This window comes from Pseudoalteromonas sp. D15MCD-2, assembly GCF_038562745.1.
Lineage (GTDB): Bacteria > Pseudomonadota > Gammaproteobacteria > Enterobacterales > Alteromonadaceae > Pseudoalteromonas.
The window spans coordinates 822,901-846,155 of record NZ_JBCFQE010000001.1 but is presented as its reverse complement, the minus strand read 5'-3'; the positions used below and the strand labels follow the sequence as shown (position 1 = coordinate 846,155).

Genomic DNA, 23,255 nt, shown 5'->3' with positions numbered 1-23,255 from the left:
AAGCTGTCAGTAACGTATACGGTGACTATGAAAAATAACCAACTTAAAATTCCCTTTTCAGCCACTTATCGCCAACGTGTTGTGCGCTTGAGCTTGGCTGCAGCCTGTTTTGTGCTGTTAAGTTGGGTTGCCATGAATAGTAGCTTTCAAAGCCACCAATTACTTTATGATAGTGCTGACAGCACCGCGATAAGCCTAACCAAGTTTATGGCATTAAATGCAAAAACCCCACTGCAAGAAAAAAACAAACCAGAGTTAAATGCTTTGTGTAATCATATTGCTGAAGATGAGTATGTTTTAGCGGCAACGATTTACGATCAACAAGGTATTCAAATTGCGGCCAGCGATAATTGGCAAAGTCACCACACTTTTGGTTTATTACCTGATTCAACGCCGGGTATCAGCAAACTTAAAACCCCATTTGTAGAGCCGGTGATAAGTGATGATGAAAGGCCAATTGGCTTTGTGTCGATAACCTATTTAACGCAGGCTTCTATTGCAACCAGCCACAGTAGTTTTCATGATTTAGGTCGCCAAGTGTTATTAATGTTAGTGATCACCTGTATTTTTACTTGGCAGCTAGGGCGCGGCTTAAAACACTGGCAAATCAACCGTTACATCAAAAAAAGTGCAGAGCAAGAATCATAAAGTTCAGCAGCCAATTTCTGCTTTGTATCGCCTGTAACGCCTTTAAGCTCACATAGATGAGCAAACACATCGCGCACCTTAAGTGGTGTATTAATCTGCCCTTGAAAACCAGCTAGCGGCATTGATGGCGAGTCGGTTTCAAGCACTAAATACTGCGGTTCAATAGTGCTTATAACTTTACGAGTTTTAGCAGCGCGCGGGTAACTAATCACGCCACCAACACCAAGCTTAAACCCTTGTTTAATATAACTATGAGCTTGTTGCTCTGAACCTGAAAAGGCATGAATAACACCTCCATACTTTGGCTTGCAGCGCTTAAATGAGCGAACAATTAAGTCATGGCTTTGTCTGTGATGTACAATCAGTGGTAAAGCGAGTTGGTTGGCAAGCTCTATCTGCCCTTCAAAAAGCTGCGTTTGTTTATCGAGGTTGTCGATACTGCGATCAAGTCCGCACTCACCGATGGCAATAAACTGCCCAGTATGGGTTTTCGCTAATTGCTCTAGTTCAGCGAGGTGATGAGCTTGGTGGTCAGATAAAAAATAAGGATGTAAGCCTAAAGCAACTGAAATACTTGGCTCTGATTTAGCAAAAGAGAATAGTTTTGTAGATTGTGCCAAGCTCACACCCGGCACAATAAAATGCTCGATCCCTACTTGCTTGCATGCCTTGATGACCTCTGTGCGAGTCTCATCAAATTCGCCAAAATCAAGGTGGCAGTGGGAATCGATAAAACGCATTTACGGATTTAAACGACCAAACTGCCAACTACCGTCGGCTTGGCGTTGATACATAAAGCGGTCGTGTAAGCGGTGTGCTCCGCCTTGCCAAAATTCGATTTTAGTAGGCTCAACACAGTAGCCTCCCCAAAAATCAGGCAGTGGAATTTCACCCTCAGAAAACTTTTGCTTCATTTTCGCAAATGTTTCCATTAGTACCTTACGCGATGACACAGGACGACTTTGCTGAGATGCCCATGCAGCTAACTGGCTTTCTTTAGGACGCGATAAAAAGTACTTTGCCACAGCAGTTGTTGGTAAAGGTTTAGCTTCACCATAAACAATGACTTGTCGCTCCATGTGGTGCCACGGAAAGTGGAGAGAAATTTTGTTATTACCTTTAAGCTCCTGCGCTTTGCGCGAGCCGGTATTGGTAAAAAATACAAAGCCATTTTCATCAAGATGCTTTAACAGCACAATACGCTGCGACGGCTGACCATGCTCATCAACCGTTGCAACGACCATCGCCGTAGGATCAGGCAGATTAGTGGCAACAGCTTGCTCAAGCCATTTTTCAAACTGCTTGATTGGAGACGCATCAAGCATGTCTTCAGATAAACCATCCTGTAAATATTCACGGCGAATATCTTCAAGTTTCATAAAATTCCCTCTATCGCTACTATCAGCTATCAGCTATCAGCTATCAGCTATCAGCTATCAGCTATCAGCTATCAGCTAAAGATTAATCAAGGTTATTGAGCTGTCAATTTTGTTGGGTTTCGCTACGCTCTACCCAACCTACGAAGCTAGGTTCTAGGTTCTAGGTTCTAGGTTCTAGGTTCTAGGTTCTAGGTTCTAGGTTCTACAAGCTACTCCCCTAGCGCCTAGAGTCTAGGGCCTTCGATTTATGTTGGGTTTCGCTGCGCTCTACCCAACCTACGAAGCACATCATCAGCAAGTCTAGGAGTGCTTTCAAAGCGAACTACACGAAGCAGATTACATTTGCTCCATGACTTCGATACCTAAAAGATCCAATCCTGACTTCAACGTCTTAGCAACCAAATTACACAGTACTAAACGGCTGTCACGAACACTTGGCTCTACGCCTTCTTTTAGAACTGGGCATGCTTCATAGAACGTCATGTATAGGCTTGCTAGTTCGTATAGGTATCCACATAATACGTGCGGTGTCGCTTCGCTGATCATTAGATCGAGTACTTCTTCTAATTGTAGAAGTTTAAGTGCCAGCGCTTTTTCTTGTGGCTCGTTGATTGCAATATCTGCTGTTAATGACGCAGCATCGATACCTGATTTACGGAAAATACTGCGAACACGTGTGTATGCATATTGTAAGTAAGGCGCTGTCGCACCTTCAAAGCTTAGCATAGTGTCCCAGTTGAAGATATAGTCGCTAGTACGGTGCTTAGAGAGATCCGCATATTTTACTGCGCCAATACCTACTTTACGGGCAATTTCGCTACGCTCTTCGTCGCTTAAATCTGACTCACGCTCAGCAAGCTTAGCTGCGGCACGAGTGATAGACTCTTCAAGTAAATCAGCAAGCTTAACGGTACCGCCAGTACGTGTTTTGAATGGCTTACCGTCTTCACCCATCATGGTGCCGAATGGGCAGAACTCATAACTTGTTTCATCACGTAATAAACCTGCTTTACGAGCTGTTAGCTCAACTTGATTGAAGTGTAAGCTTTGACGTGCATCTACAAAGATTAAGATGCGATCAGCACCCAGTTTATTAGAACGGTAATCACAGGCCGCTAAGTCGGTTGTCGCATATAAGAAACCACCACCTGATTTCTGTACGATAAACACTGAAGGCTCACCGTCTTTGTTAGCTAGTTCATCTAAGAACACCACTTGTGCGCCATCAGACTCAACAGCAATATCTTTGTCTTTTAAAAGTGCGATGATGTTTGCAAGTTCGCTGTTGTATGCACTTTCAGCCATGATATCATCTTGCGTAAGTGTGACGTTTAGACGCTTATAAACTTCTTCAGAATGCTTTACAGAAGTGGCAATGAATAACTTCCAAAGTTTTTCACAGTGTGCGTCGCCGCCTTGTAATTTAACAACGTAATTACGGGCTTTGTCGGCAAACCCTTCTTCATCATCAAAGCGTTTTTTCGCATCACGGTAGAAGGTTTCAAGATCGGCCAGCGCTACAGACTCTAAGTCTACACCTTGGTTGATTTGATCTTCTAAGTGCGCGATTAACATACCAAACTGAGTACCCCAGTCACCCATATGGTTTTGACGAACAACTTCATCACCACGGAACTCAAGGGCACGAACAACTGCATCACCAATGATGGTTGAACGTAAGTGGCCTACGTGCATTTCTTTAGCAAGGTTAGGTGATGAGTAATCAACAACTACTTTTTGTGCTGTTGCATGTGGCGCAACTGCTAGCTTTTCGTCTTCGTTTGCTGCTTTTAAGCTAGCTGATAAAAACTCAGGCTTTAGGTGAATATTGATAAAACCTGGGCCCGCGATTTCAGTTTTTTCTGCGATATCAGCAAGGTCTAGGTTATCGATAATTTTTTGTGCAAGTTCACGCGGGTTTGATTTTAATTTTTTAGCCGCGCCCATTGCGCCATTGATTTGGTAATCACCAAACTGTGGACGTGTACTTTGTGTTACCGCTGGGTTAGTGTCTTCAGGTAACCCTGCTGCAACCATAGCAGCAATTGCTTTGTCGATTAAAAGAGTACGAATATTCATTGTAATTTTTACCTTTATGGCCCGCTGTACGGGCACTTAAATTTGAAGCAGACTTAGCGTATTAGTTTTCGCGCGTGTGGTTAAACTTGATATCTGGATAGCGTTCCATCGACAAGTTTAGGTTTACACGGCTTGGGGCGATATAAGTAAGGTTATCGCCACCATCAAGCGCTAAGTTGCTTTCGCACTTACGCTTAAACTCTTCAAGCTTTTTGGTATCGTCTGAGCTTACCCAACGTGCAGTGTTAACACTCACACCTTCGTAAATCGCATCAACGTTGTATTCTGCTTTTAAGCGCGCAACAACCACATCAAACTGTAGTACACCGACCGCACCAACGATTAGGTCGTTATTGATAAGCGGTCTAAATACTTGCACAGCACCTTCTTCAGATAACTGAACTAAGCCTTTTAACAATTGCTTTTGTTTTAATGGATCTTTTAAGCGAATACGACGGAATAATTCTGGCGCGAAGTTAGGAATACCACCAAACTTCATTTTTTCACCTTGCGTGAAGGTATCACCAATTTGAATTGTACCGTGGTTGTGTAAACCAATGATGTCACCTGCGTAAGCATCTTGCGCTCGCTCACGGTCACCGGCCATGAAGGTTACCGCATCAGAAATACTGACTTGCTTACCAATACGAACATGGTTCATCTTCATACCTTGGCTATATTTGCCAGATACAATACGCATAAAGGCGATACGGTCACGGTGTTTAGGGTCCATGTTCGCTTGGATTTTAAATACGAAACCAGAGAAGTTATCTTCAGTTGCCGCAACTTGGCGGTCTTCTGTTTCACGTGGTAATGGCGCAGGAGCCCACTCAGTTAAGCCATCAAGAACATGGTCAACACCAAAGTTACCAAGTGCTGTACCAAAGTAGACTGGTGATAATTCGCCAGCTAAGAACTGATCTAAATCAAATTCGTGTGATGCACCAATTACCAGCTCTAGCTCTTCACGAAGCTGCTCAGCAAGTTCGCTACCAATCGCAGTATCAAGCTCAGGGTTATCTAAACCTTTAATAACGCGCACTTCTTGAATTGTGTGGCCTTGACCTGTGCTGTACAAAATCGTTTCTTCACGGTGAATGTGGTAAACACCTTTAAACTCTTTACCACAACCAATTGGCCAAGTTACCGGCGCACAGGCAATGTTTAGCTCAGTTTCAACTTCGTCTAATAACTCCATTGGATCACGAATATCACGGTCACACTTATTCATAAAAGTTACGATAGGTGTGGTACGTAAACGTGTTACTTCCATTAATTTACGAGTACGATCCTCAACACCTTTCGCTGCGTCGATTACCATTAGGCATGAGTCAACCGCAGTCAGTGTACGATAAGTATCTTCAGAGAAGTCTTCGTGTCCTGGAGTATCAAGTAAGTTAACTAGACGCTCATTGTAAGGAAATTGCATAACAGACGTAGTTACCGAGATACCACGTTCTTTTTCCATTTCCATCCAGTCTGATTTTGCGTGCTGGTTTGAGCCACGACCCTTTACGGTACCCGCTTTTTGAATCGCTTGTCCGAATAACAGAACTTTTTCTGTAATAGTGGTTTTACCCGCATCCGGGTGCGAGATGATCGCAAAGGTGCGTCGTTTATTAATTTCGGTAGTTAAATTAGACATGTAAGCTGCTTTTAGTCATAACAAAGCGCACTTAACTGCCTTATAAATTATAAAGCTCGGTGCGCACTGTAAAAATAAAATAGAATTGCCAAGTATTATACCTTGTTTGTCTTAGCCAAAAAAGCAGCGATTGTAAGTAATTATTCACCTTTCGTTGCGGATTTTCGTTGTTCACTTTTTTGCTAAGCTTGTGTAATCAAGTTGTAACGCATACTATTGATAAATTGCACGGAGGGATATCAATTTAGGTCATGAAAACCAGTAAGCTCAGTATTCGATTATTATGGTATATCACACCATTAGTGATCTTACCTTTGTTGTTTTTAGGTGGCTTTACGTTAACCAATGTGACCAATTCAACAAAAAAACAAGCTGAGCTGATTGTCAGTCGCTTTGTTGAGCAACAGCAGCAAAAAATCTTCAATTACATTGACTCATTTCACTCGATTACCCGCTTGCTTTCGACCTCCCCTGTATTAGCAGACTTTTTAGCCCGCGAACCTGAATCAAAAAATCAATACATTGAACGCCTTGGCGAATTAATGAATGTATTTGCAAGTTATTCAGAAGCTTACCCTGACATTGTAAGTATTAACTATGTTGCCCCAGATGGTAAAAGCGATGCATTTTATTCAAGCCAATTAACTCCTGCGCCGAAAAGTTACCCGTTTTTTGATCAAGTACTGCAATCAAATTTGCGCCAACAGCAATTTATGATCTCCAAAGAAGATGGCTCGACTAGCCTGTACTTTGTGCACCCCATTTATAATATCGATTACTACTTAAAACAGCCGCAGCAACTTGGGTTCATTGTTGTCCATGTTGAACCATCGATATTAAATGCCAGTATTTTAGAAGCGCCTTTTAATAACACCCTAAATTTGTTTTTGACTACTAAAGGGCAAATTTTGTTTAGCTCAGACTATGACTTACGTGGCAGCTACTTAAGTGAATACGAGCTTGAACAAATAAAGAGTTTGGCCGATTACGGCAAACTAGCCAGTATTGAGCTGTCGAGTATCGATAAAGAAGAGCGCATCATCTACGCGGTACAAATGACCGACGGTGATTATTTTATTTCAACCACTCCCAAAGATTTGTTGTATCAATCAGGTAAAGCCATCAGTTTAATTACTGCATTAATTGTTATTATTTCGGTGATTTCACTGCCTATTTTGATCTACATTGTGGTGCGCAACTTACTACTCACCCCAGTCGAACTATTAGGGGCTGCAAGTCATCGAGTTGGTGATGGTGATTTATCGGTGTATTTGCCCGCCCATACAAATGATGAAGTAGGTGTGCTTTTTAATGACTTCAATCATATGGTGAACCAAATTCGTCATTACCAAGACGAGCTTGAAGAATATAAGCATCACCTAGAAGAAAAAGTAGAAAGCCGTACTAAAGCCCTCGAAGCAATGAATAGCAAACTAGAAGTGGCAATTGCGCAAGCTGAACAAGCAAACCAACTGAAAAGCCGCTTTTTAGCGAATATGAGTCATGAAATTCGTACTCCACTTACCGCAATTATGGGCTTTACAGAGCAACTTCTGCACAACAAAGATGCGGTGAATGATGAGCAGCATTTAAGCACCATTTTACGTAACTCTAAGCACTTGCTTGAGCTCATCAATAACATTCTTGATTTATCAAAAATTGAAGCTGAAAAACTCGCCGTTGAACGCGGGCCTTGTAATGTAGTGCAGCTTATTCATGATATTGATTCGATTATTCGACCACTGGCTAATGAGAAGCAACTGGCGTTTAATATCAACTACAAGCTACCAATACCCAAAACAATTAATAGCGATACCACACGTTTAAAACAAATCTTGATCAATATTGCCAGCAATGCGGTTAAGTTCACTGAGAAAGGCAGCATCTCGATTGATATTAGCTACAACAGCGAAAAACAGCATTTACAATTTGCTATTCAAGATACCGGTATCGGTATGTCTGAGCGCGAAGTCGAACGGGTATTTAAACCGTTTGAACAAGCCGATGCGACGACAACTCGCCGCTTTGGTGGTACGGGTCTTGGCTTGTGTATATCGAAGAACTTAGCCCAGTTATTGGGTGGTGATGTACAGCTTATTAGTGAACCTGGAAACGGCAGTTGTTTTACCGTACAAGTTGCTGCTCACTTAAATGCCGAACAGCTTAAGTACGAGGCCTTTATTCATAGCTATGAGCAACTATCGCCAAGTAAAGACGTTCAGCTTTCATTTGCAGCAAACAGTTTTGATGCCAATATACTGGTGGCCGAAGATAACCCAGATAACCAGTTGCTAATAAAACTGCTGTTACAAACTTGGGGGCTTGAGCCAGACATCGCGAAAAACGGTGCAGAAGCAGTAGAAATGGCATTAGTTAATGATTATCAGCTCATCATCATGGATATGCAGATGCCAGTCATGGGTGGCTTAGAAGCAACGCAAATGCTACGTCACGCAGCCTATGATGGCCCTATCATTGCGCTTACAGCCAATGTAATGAAAACCGATGTTGACACCTACATTGAAGCGGGCTGTGATGAAGCACTCGCCAAACCAATCGACAAAGATGCTCTAGAGCAAGTGCTTGTAAGCTACTTACACATTGAAAAAGACAGTCAAAACAAGTGGGAAAACTTACTAAAAAGTGAAAAGTTCCAACAAATTAACGACAACTATCGCTCAAAATTACCTGATTACTTAAGCCAGGTCGTGCAGTTGTATCGCGCTAAAGAGTGGGAAGCGCTACGTTCATTAGCACACAGCTTAAAAGGCAGTGCGGGATGTTTTAGTTTTGAAGCCATTCATAAGACAGCTGGTCAGCTTGAAAATGCGCTACGCAGTAATCAAACTGAACAGGTGGAGCAATGCTACGATGCGCTTATCAATGCCCTTGAAGAAGCATCTTAAAGGCTAAAGCTCATCCCCATTAAAATAGCGTCTTCGTTGCCTGTCGCGGTTGGGTAGTAGTTCTTGCGCACCGACATATGTGAAAAGCCAGCGCTTTCATACAGGCCAATAGCAGGAGCGTTCGACTCACGCACTTCTAAGAATAGGTTTTCAGCTTGGTGCTGCTCGCCGTGCTCAATAAATGCATTTAACAACTGCTTAGCAATGCCCTGCCCTTGGTACTTCGGCGCAACACAAATATCCATTAAAGTGTAATCTGGGCCCGCTTGTTCACCAATATAAAAACCTAGCATCTCATCACCTTGAAAAGCAGCTAGGTTAAAATAACGCCCAGCTAAACACGACAGCATAGTTTTCTCTGTCCACGGGTGACTATGGCAGGCGTTTTCGATAGCCATTAACTGGCTAATATAGGTTGCATCTACAGGTTTAAAGCTTATCAAGTTGTTCACCGATTAAAGACCAAAGTTGTTTTTTCTGTTCGCCATTCAGCTTATCGCTTGGTAAGCCTAAGCAACCCTCTTGCCAGCTAATATTTGCTGTTTTAACGATTTGAGTAATAACTAACGGCGCAAATGCTTTTTCGAGGTCTTGGTGAAACTGTAACGGAAGCGTCAATGTTTCTTGTTGAGTGTTTGGTATCTGTTCGCCAGAAGCATCAGGCGCAGTTCGATAGTGTTGATTCAACTCTAAAGATTGTACAGAGAATATCGCAGCGTAACTTGGATTCATAACAACTCAATCATGATTAAGAGCAAGTAATATAGGGAGATTTGCGATTAAAGTAAAGAAGGAAGAAATGGCAGGGGCGGAGAGATTCGAACTCCCAACCGTCGGTTTTGGAGACCGCTGTTCTACCAATTGGAACTACGCCCCTGCAATGACGACGAATTATATAGAGCTTTTTTCAAAGGTAAAGTAAAAAAACACAGTTTTTAGTTTAACTGCTTCTTAAATAAACAAAACGGCGAATTAGCAAGCTAATTCGCCGTTTTTGTACCAATTCAGGTCAGAATAATAAAATTATTCCCACTCGATTGTTGCCGGTGGCTTACCTGAAATATCGTAAACAACACGTGAGATACCATCGATTTCGTTGATGATACGGTTAGAAACCACACCTAAGAACTCATAAGGTAAATGTGACCAACGTGCTGTCATAAAGTCGATTGTTTCTACACAACGTAGCGATACAACCCAGTCGTATTTACGCGCATCACCCATTACACCGACCGATTTAACTGGTAAGAATACAGTGAAGGCTTGACTTACTTTGTGATAAAGCTCTGCTTTGTGTAGCTCTTCAATGAAGATAGCATCTGCGCGACGTAGTAAGTCACAGTACTCTTTCTTGATTTCACCAAGTACACGAACACCTAAACCAGGACCCGGGAATGGGTGACGGTAAAGCATGTCGTATGGTAGACCAAGCTCAAGACCAATTTTACGTACTTCATCTTTGAATAGCTCACGTAACGGCTCAACAAGACCCATTTCCATGTCGTCTGGTAAACCACCTACGTTGTGGTGAGACTTAATTACGTGTGCTTTACCTGTTGCAGATGCAGCAGATTCGATTACGTCTGGGTAGATAGTACCTTGACCTAACCATTTAGCACTTTTCAGCTTTTTAGCTTGCTCGTCAAATACTTTAATGAAGGTATGACCAATCGCTTTACGCTTATCTTCTGGGTCTGACTTACCTGCTAAGTCTGCTAAGAATTGATCTTCAGCATCTACTTTAACAATGTTTAGGCCAAACTTGTTACCGAACATGTCCATAACTTGCTGACCTTCGTTTAAACGAAGAAGACCGTTATCAACGAATACACACGTTAGCTTGTCGCCGATTGCACGGTGAATAAGCATGGCAACAACAGATGAATCAACACCACCTGATAAACCTAAGATAACTTCGTCATCACCTACAGTTTCCTTAATACGCTCAATAGCATCGTCGATGATTTTAGCTGGTGTCCATAGTTTTTCACAGCCACAGATATCAATCGCGAAGCGCTCAAGTAAACGTAAACCTTGGTGAGTATGAGTTACTTCTGGGTGGAACTGTACGCCGTAAAAACGTTTTTCTTCCCAAGACATTGCAGCATGTGGACATGTTGAAGTTTTAGCAGTTGTTTTGAAAGTCTCAGGTACTTCCATCACTTTATCGCCGTGGCTCATCCAAACGTCTAGTACGCCTGCACCGCCATCAGTAATGTGGTCTTCGATAGCATCGAATAACGCACAGTTACCTACTTTTTCAACTTGCGCATAACCAAACTCTTTCTTATCAGAGCTGTGTACGCTACCACCTAGTTGCGTTGCCATTGTTTGCATGCCGTAACAGATACCAAGTACTGGAACGCCTGCGTTAAATACATACTCAGGAGCACGTGGGCTGTTTTCAAGTGTTGTAGACTCAGGGCCACCCGACAAAATAATACCTTGTGGATTAAATTCGCGGATTTGCTCTTCAGTTACATCCCATGCCCATAGCTCACAGTAAACACCAATCTCACGTATACGACGTGCGATTAACTGTGTGTATTGCGAACCAAAATCTAAAATGAGAATTCGTGAATCGTGAATGTCTTTGCTCATGGAGTATCTCGTTAGTCAGGAACTGCTCTCCCAAAGGGAGATGATCAATAAATTAGGGCTAGCAAATGCTAGCCCATGTAATTTCAATACCTTAAGGTAATTAACCTAGGCGGTAGTTTGGCGCTTCTTTAGTGATTTGCACGTCGTGAACGTGTGACTCACCCATACCAGCTGAAGTTACGCGAACAAATTGAGGTTTAGTATTTAACTCTTCAATTGTTGCACAGCCTGTTAAGCCCATTGCACTGCGTAGACCACCCACTTGTTGATGAATGATTGTCGCGATAGGACCTTTATAAGCAACACGGCCTTCGATACCTTCAGGAACAAGCTTGTCTGCTTCGTTCGATTTTTGGAAGTAACGGTCTGATGAACCTTCTTTTTGGTCCATAGCACCAAGGCTACCCATACCACGGTATGATTTGTAGTAACGACCTTGATATAGCTCAACTTCACCCGGTGCTTCTTCAGTACCGGCTAACATTGAACCCACCATTACACATGATGCACCAGCAACAAGTGCTTTTACGATGTCACCAGAGAAACGGATACCACCGTCAGCAATAACAGGAATATCACGGCCTTTTAAGCCTTCAACTGCGTCAGAAATAGCAGTAATTTGTGGAACACCACAACCTGTTACGATACGAGTAGTACAGATAGAACCAGGGCCGATACCAACTTTAACAGCATCAACACCCGCATCAGCAAGGGCAATCGCGCCTTCAGCTGTTGCAACGTTACCTGCTACGATTTGTAGATCTGGGTATGCTTGACGTGTTTGTGCAACACGGTCGATAACACCTTGTGAGTGGCCATGTGATGTATCGATAAGTAATACGTCAACACCTGCTTCAACAAGTGCTGCGATACGCTCATCAGTACCCGCGCCAACACCAACAGCTGCACCTACACGTAGACGACCTTGATCGTCTTTACATGCATGCGGCTTGTCTTGTGCTTTTTGATAATCTTTTACAGTGATCATGCCTTTAAGTTTAAATGCATCATCAACTACGAGAATTTTTTCGATACGGTGCTCGTGCATTAGACCTAAGATTTCATCACGGTCTGCACCTTCTTTAACAGTCACTAACGATTCTTTTTTCGTCATTACTGTAGAAACAGGTTGCTCAAGTTTCGTTTCAAAACGCATATCACGGCTTGTCACAATACCAACAAGGTTATTGTCAGCGTCGGTTACAGGGAAACCTGAAAAACCTTTGTCTTCTGAAAGCGCGATAGCATCAGCAATTGTAAGATCCGCAGTCACAGTAACAGGGAAAGAAACAATGCCCGCTTCGTAAGTTTTAACTTTACGAACGTTTTTAGCTTGCTCTTCAATTGTCATGTTTTTGTGGATGAAACCTAAACCGCCCTCTTGCGCTAAAGCAATCGCTAAGCGTGCTTCTGTTACAGTATCCATAGATGCTGAAACTAGCGGCAAGTTAAGATTGATACCACGCGTTAAGCGAGTTGAAATATTTGCCGTGTGTGGCAAAACAGTAGAATGACCTGGTACTAAAAGTACGTCGTCAAAGGTAAGAGCTTCTTTAGCGATTCTTAGCATAGTGCAACTTCTCACATGTGGATCTGAGTATAAGGAATTGCGGCCAAATTTTATCAGCGTTGTGAGCACGAGTAAATAAAATTATTCATTTATTTGTGTTAAAGTACACAGAGAATTTTTTACTGGGGTTTTTAATGGCTTTTACGCAATCAACACAGCCTGTTTACACGGTCTCGCGCCTAAATAAGGAAATTCGCCATGTTCTTGAACAAGGCTTTTCATCGCTTATCTTAAATGGTGAAATTTCTAACTTTATAGCCCCTGCATCTGGACACTGGTACTTTACGTTAAAAGACGACCGAGCACAGGTAAAAGCGGCAATGTGGCGCGGCAATAATCGCGGCCAAACTTTTCGCCCGAGCAATGGTGCACAAGTAACTGTGCGTGCCCGCGTATCTTTATATGAACCTCGTGGTGATTATCAGCTGATTGTTGAGCATATGGCCCCTGCAGGTGAAGGCTTATTAAAGCAAGAATTCGATGCGCTAAAAATGCGCTTAGCTGCCGAAGGTCTATTTAGCTCAGCCCATAAAAAACCATTACCAACCAATATTAATCGCGTTGGGGTAATCACCTCAGCCACAGGTGCGGCTATACGCGATATTCTAACGGTACTTAAACGCCGTGCTCCGCAGCTTGAAGTCGTGATTTACCCAGCTATGGTGCAAGGTGCAGATGCCCACAGCCAATTAATAGAAAAAATAAACATCGCCAATCAGCGCAACGAAGTAGATGTGCTTATATTAGGTCGTGGTGGTGGTTCACTCGAAGATTTGTGGTGTTTTAACCATGAGCAATTAGCTCGCGCTATTTTTGAAAGTCGCTTACCTATTGTTAGCGCCGTTGGTCACGAGGTCGATACCACAATTAGTGATTATGTTGCCGATATTCGCGCCGCAACACCTTCTGCAGCCGCAGAGCTAGTTAGTCCAAATACCGAAGAGCTACATAACAAAGTTACGCAGTTAGTTAGGCACTTAAATCATGCCTTTAAACACGCTTTAGCTGTAAAACGCAGTACTGCCACTCAATTTGAGCATCGCTTGCAGCTATGCCATCCCCGTAATCAACTCAATCAACAAGCGCAAAAACTAGATGAACTTAGTTTGGCCTTACACAGCGCAATGAGTGGCAAAATCCAGCGATATGAGCGAGTACTTGCTAACCTAACACCATGCTTAATGCAACGTTCTCCTGAAAAGCAGCTAGCGAAAAGCGAGCATCAACTGGCGCAATTGCATGCCCGCCTCACACAAGCGATGCAGCAACAACTTTCAAGTTCTCGAAACCAGCTTTCTTTACAAGCGAGCCGTTTAGATTCTGTGAGCCCACTCAGTGTGTTAGCACGTGGTTATAGTATTACTAAAAACCAGCACGGTAGTGTAGTGAAATCGGTTAACGATGTAAGTTCTGGTGAGCTTATAACCACCGAGCTTGCAGATGGGCAGCTACAATCAAAAGTTGTATAAAATTACTGCGTGCTTGCGATGATTGTTAGACTATCGTCACTTGAGGTGGTGGAGGTAAATTTAAATTGCTTCCACCAGCTTTGTTCCATCATCTTATCGGTCATGTTACGCCAATAATGACTTGGCAAATCATCAACATCCTCTGGTTGCAATAGCTTAAACTGACACACAGAGCTTTTGCATGTAGAGACACTGAGCTGTGGTTGCACTGGTAAATCGGCCATGATTAAAAAATCACTCATGGCTGTTTCAACTTGGTAGGCCCAAGCCTCATCCCGAGATTGCTCTTCTAACAAGGTATAAAGTTCATCCAGGTGTGAGTCGATTTGCTGTGGAGGTATCGCACTTGAACGGTAACTAGCAATCACAGCTTGTTGATTTTCGACTTGTAACTTTAACTCTACTATTTGTTGCTCAAGCTCGCTTTTGCTATCAGCTACTGAACTATCTGAATTAACTTCAGCGACTTGTTTATTAATAACAGGCGCTATAGCAGTGGCTTGCTGCTCTGGTGCTTGAACTATTTGTTCTTCAACAAATTCTTGCTGATAAGTGTGTGGCTGTTGTTGTGGGTCTGATTGAAAAAGTGACATAGCGACAGCGCCACAAATAAATGACGCTGTAACTGCTAATCCGAAGGATAACTTAGACAATTCCATTGCTCTTTTAAAGTGTAAAACTACAACATAGCACTGGTGTGGGAGGCATTACTAGCGGTAGTCGTACCATCATCTAAAAAGTTTTGGTTCATGCTCTCTGCTGGACAGGGACAGCTCGGTTTGCCGACCACTTTAGCAGGTACCCCAACCACAGTTGTATGTGCTGGAACTGCACTTAACACGACAGAGTTTGCACCAATACGCGCCCCCTCTCCTACTTCGATATTACCTAGTACTTTTGCACCTGCGCCAATCAAAACACCGGCGCGAATTTTTGGATGGCGGTCACCTTGCTCATTACCCGTACCACCTAAGGTTACAGATTGTAGAATCGATACGTTATCTTCAATAACTGCTGTTTCACCAATTACAATCCCAGTTGCATGGTCAAACATAATACCATGACCAACTTTACAAGCAGGATGGATGTCAACGCCAAATACTTCTGAGGTTCTGCTTTGAATGAAGCGAGCAAGCTCTTTTCGGTTTTGTTGCCATAAACAATTTGCGAGTCGGTGTGCTTGTATTGCATGGAAGCCTTTAAGGTTCAAAATAACAGTTAAGTAACTATCGGCCGCAGGGTCGCGATCTTTAACTGCTTTTATGTCATGAGCCACATGCGTCAGCATTAGATCACATTTAACAAAGGCTTGGTCGAATAATTCACGGATAGTAAATGCTGATACCACCGCATCTGCAAGTTTATTTGCCACAATAAAGCTCAGCGCCGAACCTAAGCATTCATGATTTAACACGCACGAATAAACGTGACTTGCTAAAAGCGGTTCACGGGAAACGACTTCGTTTGCTTCATCTCGAAGCTTTTGCCAAATTTCATGACGCATAATATTGCCTTTCTGGTTGTACCTAACTGCTAAGCCTTAAGTTTAACGGATTTGTAGCAAGATGTACTAACCCGTTGTTTATTTGTTCTGGTTATATCTAATAACCAGAGTAACAATACCTATTTTTACTCTTTTTGCTGTGCTTTTTTGCCAATCGCATATGACAGTAGCAAATTCTAACTCTAGCCGAGAAACTTAATTAAAGTGCTTACTTTTCAATGACAAAACAGATATGACATCTTGCCTGTCATATGCCAAAATAGGAACTGGCATATCGCTGACGGCGTAAAAAACAAAAATAATCATTAAATTTACATCATCAACTTAACAAGGAAACGATGATGAAAAACGACGTACTAAACTCACACAAGCTAGGTTATAAATTTTACTTTCAAGATGGTGACAACCAAATCGCATGCTTTGGTCATATCATGAGCGGTAAAGAAAAAGTATATGTAAACGACGAATTGGTAAGTGAAAAACGCAGCTTCGGCTTTAAAAGCCATCATGACTTTAACTACCAAGGTAATGCTTATGCAGTCAAATTTGAGATGCAAAATATACTGACAGGCAAGCTTGAATGTTCGTTTTATAAAGCTGACAAATTAGTTAAACAGAGCACACAAACCTCACTTACTGATAATCCAAAACAAGTAGCTTTGGTTACCTTAGGTTGTTTTATTGGTGGGGCAATATCGGGTTATGCTGTCGTTACTTTTATTGAACCATTTCTTGGGAAGTAAGTAATGCAACTGAATCCCAATACAATAAAAGCACTCAGGCTTAAATTCGATTGGACGCAGCAGCAACTAGCCGATGCCTGTGATGTAAGCCTACGTACTATTCAACGAGTTGAAAAAGAAGGTGCGGCATCAAAAGAAACCACTATGAGCCTATGCGCAGTTTTTGAAGTGCGCCAAGGTGAGCTTATTAAGCTCGATGACGAAACACCAGAACAAAGCACAACACATGCAGTGAGTAAGCAAAATCTCGCTGCAATCGTAGCGGCTTCTTCGTTTGTAAGTTTTGCGCTTGGTATGGCAACGGTATTTGTTATTTTTTAGGAGTGATAGATGACCAAAGAACAACGCGGCTACGCTACACTTATCGGCTTTGTAATAGCAACCATGCTATTTGCACTAGCAGTTAAAATTGGCGCAATGCTTTAGCATTTCTAAGCATATAAATAAAATATAACTGTCAGAACTGAGCGTTGAGCTAGGTGCTGGCAGTTTTTTCATATCAGCACCTACAGATATCTGTAGATATCTACTTTCAAATAGCCAAGCTATAAGTAAAAGACAATACCTTATTAATTGTTTTTTATGTAAACCACGGTGAAAACCCAGCATTTATTGCTAATCTTAAAAAAGTGACAATGGCTAGGAACTAATGTGGTTGAATCAAAAGAGTTTCTAAAATCAATACTCGATACGATCTCTGAGCATATTGTGGTGATTAATGACTCGGGTGATATCAAGTTTGTAAATCGTAGTTGGCAGACATTTGGCGATGAGAATAATTGCCAGTGTAACACTCAATGGGAAGATCAAAACTACCTTGCTATTTGCAAATCAGCTGCTACCAATGGCGATGAATTTGGTGCAAAAGCCTACACCGGAATAAACCAAGTTATTAAGCAACAACTCTCCGAGTTTTACCTCGAGTACCCTTGCCACAGTGATACCGAAAACCGCTGGTTTATGATGCGCGCAGTGCCTTTAAAACTTGGCACAGCAGGTTATGTTGTGATCAGCCACTTGAATATTACCGAACGTAAAATCGCCGAGCAGCAAGTACAAGAACTCGCCCGTATCGATGGCCTCACACAAATAGCTAACCGACGTCATTTTGATGATTTTTATAAACAGGAATGGAGTCGCTGTGCACGTTTAAAGCACCCCTTGTCGTTAGCCATGATCGATCTTGATAACTTTAAGTCTCTTAATGACAACTTTGGTCATCTGGTGGGTGATATTTGCTTGAAAGAAGTGGCAAAACTATTACCAGATTATACTCGCAGACCTGGTGACTTGTGCGCTAGATACGGCGGTGAAGAATTTGTACTGGTACTTGGTAACACGCAAAGCCATCAAGCACAAAAACTCGTGACGCGTTTTATGGCAGCGCTAAATACGCTTCAATTACCAGAGCTTGCCGGTCATCCCTTGACGGTTAGTATTGGTTTAGCAACTATCTGCCCTAGTAGCATTGATGATGCCATGTTACTCATTGAAATGGCTGATAACACGCTTTATCAAGCAAAAGAAGCTGGCCGAAATCAGCTTGTGGTTGCTGATAACATCGAGCCATTAAACATAGAAAAATGCCCCTGATTAGGGGCATTGATTAGAGCCTGTTTATTCAGTTATTACTGAAATACTTTTTCGACATCAAGTACTGAAATGTTTTTCGCTGGTATTGCAAGCTTATAGTCTGCAATCACTTTATCTTCAGCAACAAGTTCTGCTGGTTTTTCAGCGTTATACACCATTGGTGATGTTTGCTCTGAAGCAAGGCGCTTTTGCATGTCTTTGCCGTCACCAGTAATAAACACATAGTGAATATTCTCTGTTTGCAGGTTATCGCGAATAACACGGTTAACATCATCAAGGGTTAGCTTTTCAAGCTTGCCGCGCACATAGTCAACAAAGCTCTCAGTGTTATAGAACTCACTATCAAGTGCATAGCCTAACTGGCGATCTTGGCTTGCAACCATTTGTGGCACAAAGTTAATTAAGAAGTTACGAGTCGCTTCAAAATCTTCTTTGCTGATGCCATTTTTAATTAGCTTATCAAGCTCAAATAATGCCGTACGCGTTGCAAAATGCGCATCGTTATTAGAACGAAGCGGACGTAACCACACTTGGAAAATTTGCTCTGAACGACCTAAGTTAGCATCAGGTTTCGTTTGGAACATACCGCGCGGGAAGTACTCAATGTATGCATAATCACCATAGTTCATACCACGGGTTTGACGAATGCGCTGATACAAGAAGCTGTTTGAGCTGCGGTGTTCGCCAAAGTAAGAACGCACTAACCAAAGCGCTGTCCAGTCATCGCTACTACGAATTGTATCGATTGGGAAACCAAATGACACAGCGGTAGATTGCGCTGATTTTTCAACAATCGTTGCATGATGACCTTTAAGTTCTGGCGCATCAGGGATCGTTAAGCGGCTTTCTTTACCTTGTGGAAGCGATGTTAAATCTTTCATCATCGTCGATTTAACATCACTCGGAATCGCACCAATTAGACCTACTGTTAACTTAGATTGAGTAAACTGGTTAGCATAAAACGCTTTTACATCGTCAAGTGTCAGTGCTTCAAGGTCTGATAAATCACCATAGTTATAGCTTTCATACGGGTGGCCTTTATAAAGCTGATGATAAAGCACTTCTTTACCTAGCTCTTCGTCATTTGACGCTTTCAGGCCTGCTTTAATGCTATCAATAAGCTCTTTTTTCAGACGCTTGAAATCATCTTCTCTAAAGCCAGGATTTAACAACTGGTCGCTAACAAGTGCATACCACTGCGCGGCATTGTCTTTATGTACACGGCCGCGTAGTGAAATCATCTCTTTATCGATTTGATAGCCAAAGCTTCCCGCTAGTGGGTATAACGCTTTTTGAATATCTTTGTAGCTCATAGTTTCTGAGCCACCTTGCGCTAGCATCGCTGCAGTGAGTGCTGCTAAGCCTTTTTTACCATGTGGATCAGCCGCTGCGCCGGTATTAAATAACCAGTTAACATCAACCAGTGGTGAGCTATTGGTTTTATCAAGTACTTTAAAGTGACGCTCTGTTGGGGCTTGCTCGATACTGGCAACCAAGGCATTTAAATCAACTTCTTGCTCAAAACCAGCCACTTTATCAAGCGCCGACATTGTCACCGTGGTACGGCTCGGATCAACAAAATATTTGTTTGCTACCGCTTTGATATCATCCGGAGTGATGCTGTCAGCTGTGGCATAAAGTTGGTTAATCACTTCAGGATCACGCTCAAAGTGCATGTAGCTTGCAAGTGTTGAAGCTATTGACTGCGATGAATCAAGACCATTTATAAAGCTATACTTTAGGTTTGATTTTAAATCCGCTAACTTTTGCGCATCTACTAATTCAGTACGCGCTTGTGCATAGGTACGGTTAATCGCATCACGGGCTTTAGCCAGGTCCGCTTCGTTTTCGACTTTTACAAACACATGTAATAAACCCGGATCTTTAGTATCTGGGTTATAGGTAAACATTTGGCTGGCAATTTGTTTATCAACAACAAGCTCTTGATAAAGTGCCGAGTTGTTAGAGAAATACAGCTGTGAGATCAAATCAAGAGCAGCACGGTCTTTTTGAGTTGGATCCCATTCAGTGCCTTTATAAGACACAAGCAACCAGTGGCCTGGTAAACCATCATTTTTTTCATGTACATATTTTGCGGCTTGTTGCTTTGGTTCAACAGGAATATCTGCTTGGTAATCACCTTTTTTCCAATTACCCCAATGCTTTTTCACCATTGCCATGGTCTCTTGTGGATCAACATCACCAACAATGACTAAAGATACATACTCAGGCTTATAAAATTTAGCGAAAAACTCTTTACCATAGGCCATTTGATCAGGCATAGCTTCAATGTCTTCGAAAAAGCCCATGGTGGTGTGCTTATAGGTATGCTTTTTGAATGCTTCGTTACGAACCGCAGAAAGTAACTTACGAATTGGGCTAGCATTATTCTTTAAATACTCACCTTTTACAGTCAGCGCTTCGGTGCGGAACTGCTCTTCGCTGTAAGTCAGGTTTTGGAAAATATCAGCTTCAATTTCGAGCACTTTATCTAAGTGCTCTTTTGAGAAGTTTAAGTGATAGTTAGTGTAATCGTTGGTCGTATACGCGCGATTATCAACACCCGAGTTTTTTAAAATATCTGAATACACATCTTGTGGGAATTTTTCAGAGCCTTTAAACATCATATGCTCAAAGAAGTGTGCAAAACCGGTTTTACCTGCTTCAACCTCATTACGTGAACCAACCGATACTGGAATTTGCAGTGACACAACATCTGGGTAATCTGTTTTAACTACCATCACGCGAAGGCCATTCTCAAGCTCTTCTAATAGGTAATCTTGGCTAAATACACGGTTATCATCTTGGCTTACTTGCTGCTCAATTTCGACTTCTTTAACCATCGTTGACTGTGAGTTACTTGCGCAGCCACTTAAAGCAAGTGTTACAGCAACACTGGTTGCTAATAATCTAAATTTCATAATGTTCCCTTGTTAGTTATTTTTCTCATAATCATTGCTGCTTGATTATGCATCAAAGCGCCAGAAAATATGAGGGTCAGAGCAATAATTTATGTAAACAGGTGTGTCAATTTTGCGAAACGCTCAGCTTTAAACTTGAGTAAAATTCATAGTCATTGAAAAACTTTCAAGAAAAAAATCTATCTAGACGTCTAAATGGCTGCTATATTATTTGTCATAGACATTAGCACGAGCTGGAATGAGGATTATGGCTTTATCATTACAAGAGAAAATTGAAGACACCAATCAAGGTGTCTACCTAATTGGTACCACACCACCAAAGTCTGGTACTGATAAAGCACAGCTTGAGACCATTGCTCAGAAGCTGCTCGGTCGTTTACACGAAATTGAATACGACGGTGTAATCATCTACGACATTCAAGATGAGAGTAGCCGTATTGCAAAGCCGCGTCCTTTTCCGTTTAAAGAAACGGTAGATCCTCGTGAATACAGTCAGTTACTACGTAGCTTGTCACAACTTGATGTGATCACTTATAAAAGTGTTGCCCAGCGTGGAGAAGCTGAATTTACCGAATGGTTAAACGAAACACGTAACGACTTTGAACTAAAAAACTTAGTGTTGGTGGGTAGCCCATCATCTCATGGCGACATCAAATTAAGCCTACCTGATGCATATAAAACGCTGGCAAAACAGAACAGTGATGTATTTTTAGGTGGTGTTACTATTGCCGAGCGCCATGCCAGCAAACGTAATGAACATGAGCGTTTAGTTGAAAAAACAGCGCAAGGTTGTAAGTTTTTCATCTCACAAGCCGTTTACAATGCCCAAGCAACGATTGATTTAATCACCAGCTATGCGCGTAGCTGTAAAGCACAAGGCACAGCACCAAAACGCATTATTCTGACGTTTACCCCTTGTGGTGGTGAAAAAACCTTAGAATTTATGGAATGGTTAGGTATTTCTGTACCAGAAGCGACTAAATACCGCATGTTAGATTCGGCAAATACATTGAGTGAATCAGTGCGAATTTGCCGTGAGAATCTCGACTTAATTTTACAAAGCTGCGCACATTTAGATGTACCGCTAGGTTTAAATATTGAGAGCTTAACCAATCGTAAAGAAGAAATTGATGCGTCAATTAACCTTTACCGTTTACTTAAAGCAACTATGGAGTTAAATCTAGCTGAGAAGCAAATAGCTTAGCGTGCTGCCTTAGAAGCTTGCTTTTTCTCATACATATCTTCATCTGCTCGTTTTAATAGCTCAGCATAGTTTTCTTTTGGCTGAGCTATTACCCCTGAACCAATACTTAAGCTCGTAACAGGAATGCCCCGCTTCTCTAAATTAGATTGATAGGTGGTGTTGAGCTTATCAGCGATGCTGTCTATGCAATCACCGGGCTGAACTTGCAATAACGCAATAAACTCATCGCCCCCTAGACGGCCAATAATATCGGTTTCACGTAGGCATTCTTTCATGGTGTCAGCTAAACAAATCAGCGCGAGATCGCCCACTTCATGGCCATACGTATCATTGAGTGGCTTAAAGCTATTTATATCGATAAATAGACAACTAATATCAAAACCAAGTCGTTTCGATATATTTAATTTATGTTGGCAAAGCAAATCTATTGCACGGCGATTATAAATATTGGTCAATGAATCAAGCATGGCAATTTCACGCATTTGCGTAAAGTTGTCTAACAGTGCAAGGTCATCTTCGACCATATCGCGAAGCTGCTCGATTAGTTCTAAAAAGCTCTGTTGATAATGGGTTTGTTTAAAATCCATAACACAAAAGGTGCCAAAGGGCTCGCCACTTGGCCAGCTAATTGGCACCCCAAGATAAGACTCAAAACCATCTTTTACCAGAGGGCTGTCATCCCATTGACTGTCTTGGCTGGCGTGATCCACATAAAGCGGTGCCATGTCACGCAGTACTTTTTTGCAGAAGATATTATCGTCGGCGCTTAATTCAGCCCCGGCATCATAGGGGTTTTCTTGTTGCTCACTGGAGACGATAATACGATAAACATCATCTGTTTTATGAACGATAAAACCTGCGGGAGCAGAAAACAACTCGGTCATGAGATCAATTGTTTTCTGCCACTTTTCTAAGGAGAACTGTTTATCAGCGCGGCGGAACGTCCATTTATTCTCTTCTAACATACTAAACTCTCAACTTTAGCCGGAGGAT

At 42.1% G+C, this 23,255-nt stretch carries 19 protein-coding genes and 1 tRNA gene; 7 read left to right on the top strand and 13 right to left on the bottom strand.

Annotated elements, in window-relative coordinates:
* Positions 1-27 precede the first annotated feature (27 nt).
* A complete protein-coding gene (locus AADY36_RS03835) occupies positions 28-648 on the top strand; it encodes an AhpA/YtjB family protein (RefSeq protein WP_054560826.1) in 621 nt (206 codons plus the stop codon).
* Here AADY36_RS03835 and AADY36_RS03830 read toward each other — a convergent pair.
* From AADY36_RS03830 to prfC, 4 genes are all read right to left on the bottom strand, one after another.
* Complete coding sequence (locus tag AADY36_RS03830) at positions 615-1,388, bottom strand: TatD family hydrolase (protein WP_342408514.1); 774 nt, start codon at positions 1,386-1,388, stop codon at positions 615-617. The two genes, AADY36_RS03835 and AADY36_RS03830, sit on opposite strands and share 34 nt — an antisense overlap.
* On the bottom strand, positions 1,389-2,027 hold the full coding sequence (gene pdxH / locus AADY36_RS03825; RefSeq protein ID WP_055020972.1) for a pyridoxamine 5'-phosphate oxidase: 639 nt from the start codon (positions 2,025-2,027) through the stop codon (positions 1,389-1,391).
* 336 nt (positions 2,028-2,363) lie between these two features.
* Positions 2,364-4,106: an arginine--tRNA ligase gene (gene argS / locus AADY36_RS03820; RefSeq protein ID WP_054560829.1), complete on the bottom strand. Its 1,743-nt coding sequence runs from the start codon at positions 4,104-4,106 to the stop codon at positions 2,364-2,366.
* A gap of 61 nt (positions 4,107-4,167) precedes the next feature.
* Entirely contained in the window at positions 4,168-5,751 is a 1,584-nt protein-coding gene (prfC, locus tag AADY36_RS03815; RefSeq protein ID WP_054560830.1) for a peptide chain release factor 3, read from the bottom strand.
* Positions 5,752-6,002: 251 nt separating this feature from the next.
* Here prfC and AADY36_RS03810 point away from each other — a divergent pair, with 251 nt between their 5' ends.
* Entirely contained in the window at positions 6,003-8,657 is a 2,655-nt protein-coding gene (locus tag AADY36_RS03810; protein ID WP_055020975.1) for a hybrid sensor histidine kinase/response regulator, read from the top strand.
* On the opposite strand, the gene rimI is transcribed toward AADY36_RS03810, so the two are convergent.
* From rimI to guaB, 5 genes are all read right to left on the bottom strand, one after another.
* Positions 8,654-9,100 (bottom strand): ribosomal protein S18-alanine N-acetyltransferase, encoded by a 447-nt coding sequence (gene rimI / locus AADY36_RS03805; RefSeq protein ID WP_054551230.1) that lies wholly within the window; start codon positions 9,098-9,100, stop codon positions 8,654-8,656. The genes AADY36_RS03810 and rimI overlap by 4 nt on opposite strands.
* Positions 9,087-9,389 carry a hypothetical protein gene (locus tag AADY36_RS03800; protein ID WP_055020976.1) on the bottom strand — a complete coding sequence of 101 codons (303 nt, stop codon included), beginning with the start codon at positions 9,387-9,389 and terminating at the stop codon, positions 9,087-9,089. Before AADY36_RS03800 ends, rimI begins: the two co-directional genes overlap by 14 nt.
* A 68-nt stretch (positions 9,390-9,457) precedes the next feature.
* A tRNA-Trp gene (locus AADY36_RS03795) sits at positions 9,458-9,534 on the bottom strand.
* A 146-nt stretch (positions 9,535-9,680) separates the two neighbouring features.
* Positions 9,681-11,258: a glutamine-hydrolyzing GMP synthase gene (guaA, locus tag AADY36_RS03790; protein ID WP_054551226.1), complete on the bottom strand. Its 1,578-nt coding sequence runs from the start codon at positions 11,256-11,258 to the stop codon at positions 9,681-9,683.
* Between the two features lie 100 nt (positions 11,259-11,358).
* Complete coding sequence (gene guaB / locus AADY36_RS03785; RefSeq protein WP_054560832.1) at positions 11,359-12,828, bottom strand: IMP dehydrogenase; 1,470 nt, start codon at positions 12,826-12,828, stop codon at positions 11,359-11,361.
* A 134-nt stretch (positions 12,829-12,962) separates the two neighbouring features.
* Between guaB and xseA the strand changes: the two genes are divergently transcribed.
* Complete coding sequence (gene xseA, locus AADY36_RS03780; RefSeq protein ID WP_342408513.1) at positions 12,963-14,297, top strand: exodeoxyribonuclease VII large subunit; 1,335 nt, start codon at positions 12,963-12,965, stop codon at positions 14,295-14,297.
* Between the two features lie 2 nt (positions 14,298-14,299).
* On the opposite strand, the gene AADY36_RS03775 is transcribed toward xseA, so the two are convergent.
* Together AADY36_RS03775 and cysE are read right to left on the bottom strand one after the other, a co-directional pair.
* Positions 14,300-14,890 carry a hypothetical protein gene (locus AADY36_RS03775; RefSeq protein ID WP_055020978.1) on the bottom strand — a complete coding sequence of 197 codons (591 nt, stop codon included), beginning with the start codon at positions 14,888-14,890 and terminating at the stop codon, positions 14,300-14,302.
* Positions 14,891-14,976: 86 nt separating this feature from the next.
* On the bottom strand, positions 14,977-15,801 hold the full coding sequence (gene cysE / locus AADY36_RS03770; protein WP_054560835.1) for a serine O-acetyltransferase: 825 nt from the start codon (positions 15,799-15,801) through the stop codon (positions 14,977-14,979).
* Positions 15,802-16,139: 338 nt separating this feature from the next.
* Here cysE and AADY36_RS03765 point away from each other — a divergent pair, with 338 nt between their 5' ends.
* The 3 genes from AADY36_RS03765 (at position 16,140) to AADY36_RS03755 (ending at position 18,137) form a co-directional block, all read left to right on the top strand.
* Entirely contained in the window at positions 16,140-16,544 is a 405-nt protein-coding gene (locus tag AADY36_RS03765) for a hypothetical protein (RefSeq protein ID WP_055020979.1), read from the top strand.
* A gap of 3 nt (positions 16,545-16,547) precedes the next feature.
* Positions 16,548-16,865 (top strand): helix-turn-helix transcriptional regulator, encoded by a 318-nt coding sequence (locus AADY36_RS03760; RefSeq protein WP_055020980.1) that lies wholly within the window; start codon positions 16,548-16,550, stop codon positions 16,863-16,865.
* A gap of 330 nt (positions 16,866-17,195) precedes the next feature.
* Complete coding sequence (locus tag AADY36_RS03755) at positions 17,196-18,137, top strand: sensor domain-containing diguanylate cyclase (RefSeq protein WP_055020981.1); 942 nt, start codon at positions 17,196-17,198, stop codon at positions 18,135-18,137.
* A 35-nt stretch (positions 18,138-18,172) separates the two neighbouring features.
* Here AADY36_RS03755 and AADY36_RS03750 read toward each other — a convergent pair whose 3' ends face one another.
* Complete coding sequence (locus tag AADY36_RS03750) at positions 18,173-21,058, bottom strand: M16 family metallopeptidase (protein ID WP_342408512.1); 2,886 nt, start codon at positions 21,056-21,058, stop codon at positions 18,173-18,175.
* A gap of 247 nt (positions 21,059-21,305) precedes the next feature.
* On the opposite strand from AADY36_RS03750, the gene AADY36_RS03745 reads away from it, so the two are divergent.
* Positions 21,306-22,262 (top strand): methylenetetrahydrofolate reductase, encoded by a 957-nt coding sequence (locus AADY36_RS03745; RefSeq protein ID WP_055020983.1) that lies wholly within the window; start codon positions 21,306-21,308, stop codon positions 22,260-22,262.
* Here AADY36_RS03745 and AADY36_RS03740 read toward each other — a convergent pair.
* Positions 22,259-23,227: a sensor domain-containing diguanylate cyclase gene (locus AADY36_RS03740; protein ID WP_342408511.1), complete on the bottom strand. Its 969-nt coding sequence runs from the start codon at positions 23,225-23,227 to the stop codon at positions 22,259-22,261. The genes AADY36_RS03745 and AADY36_RS03740 overlap by 4 nt on opposite strands.
* Positions 23,228-23,255: the final 28 nt, after the last annotated feature.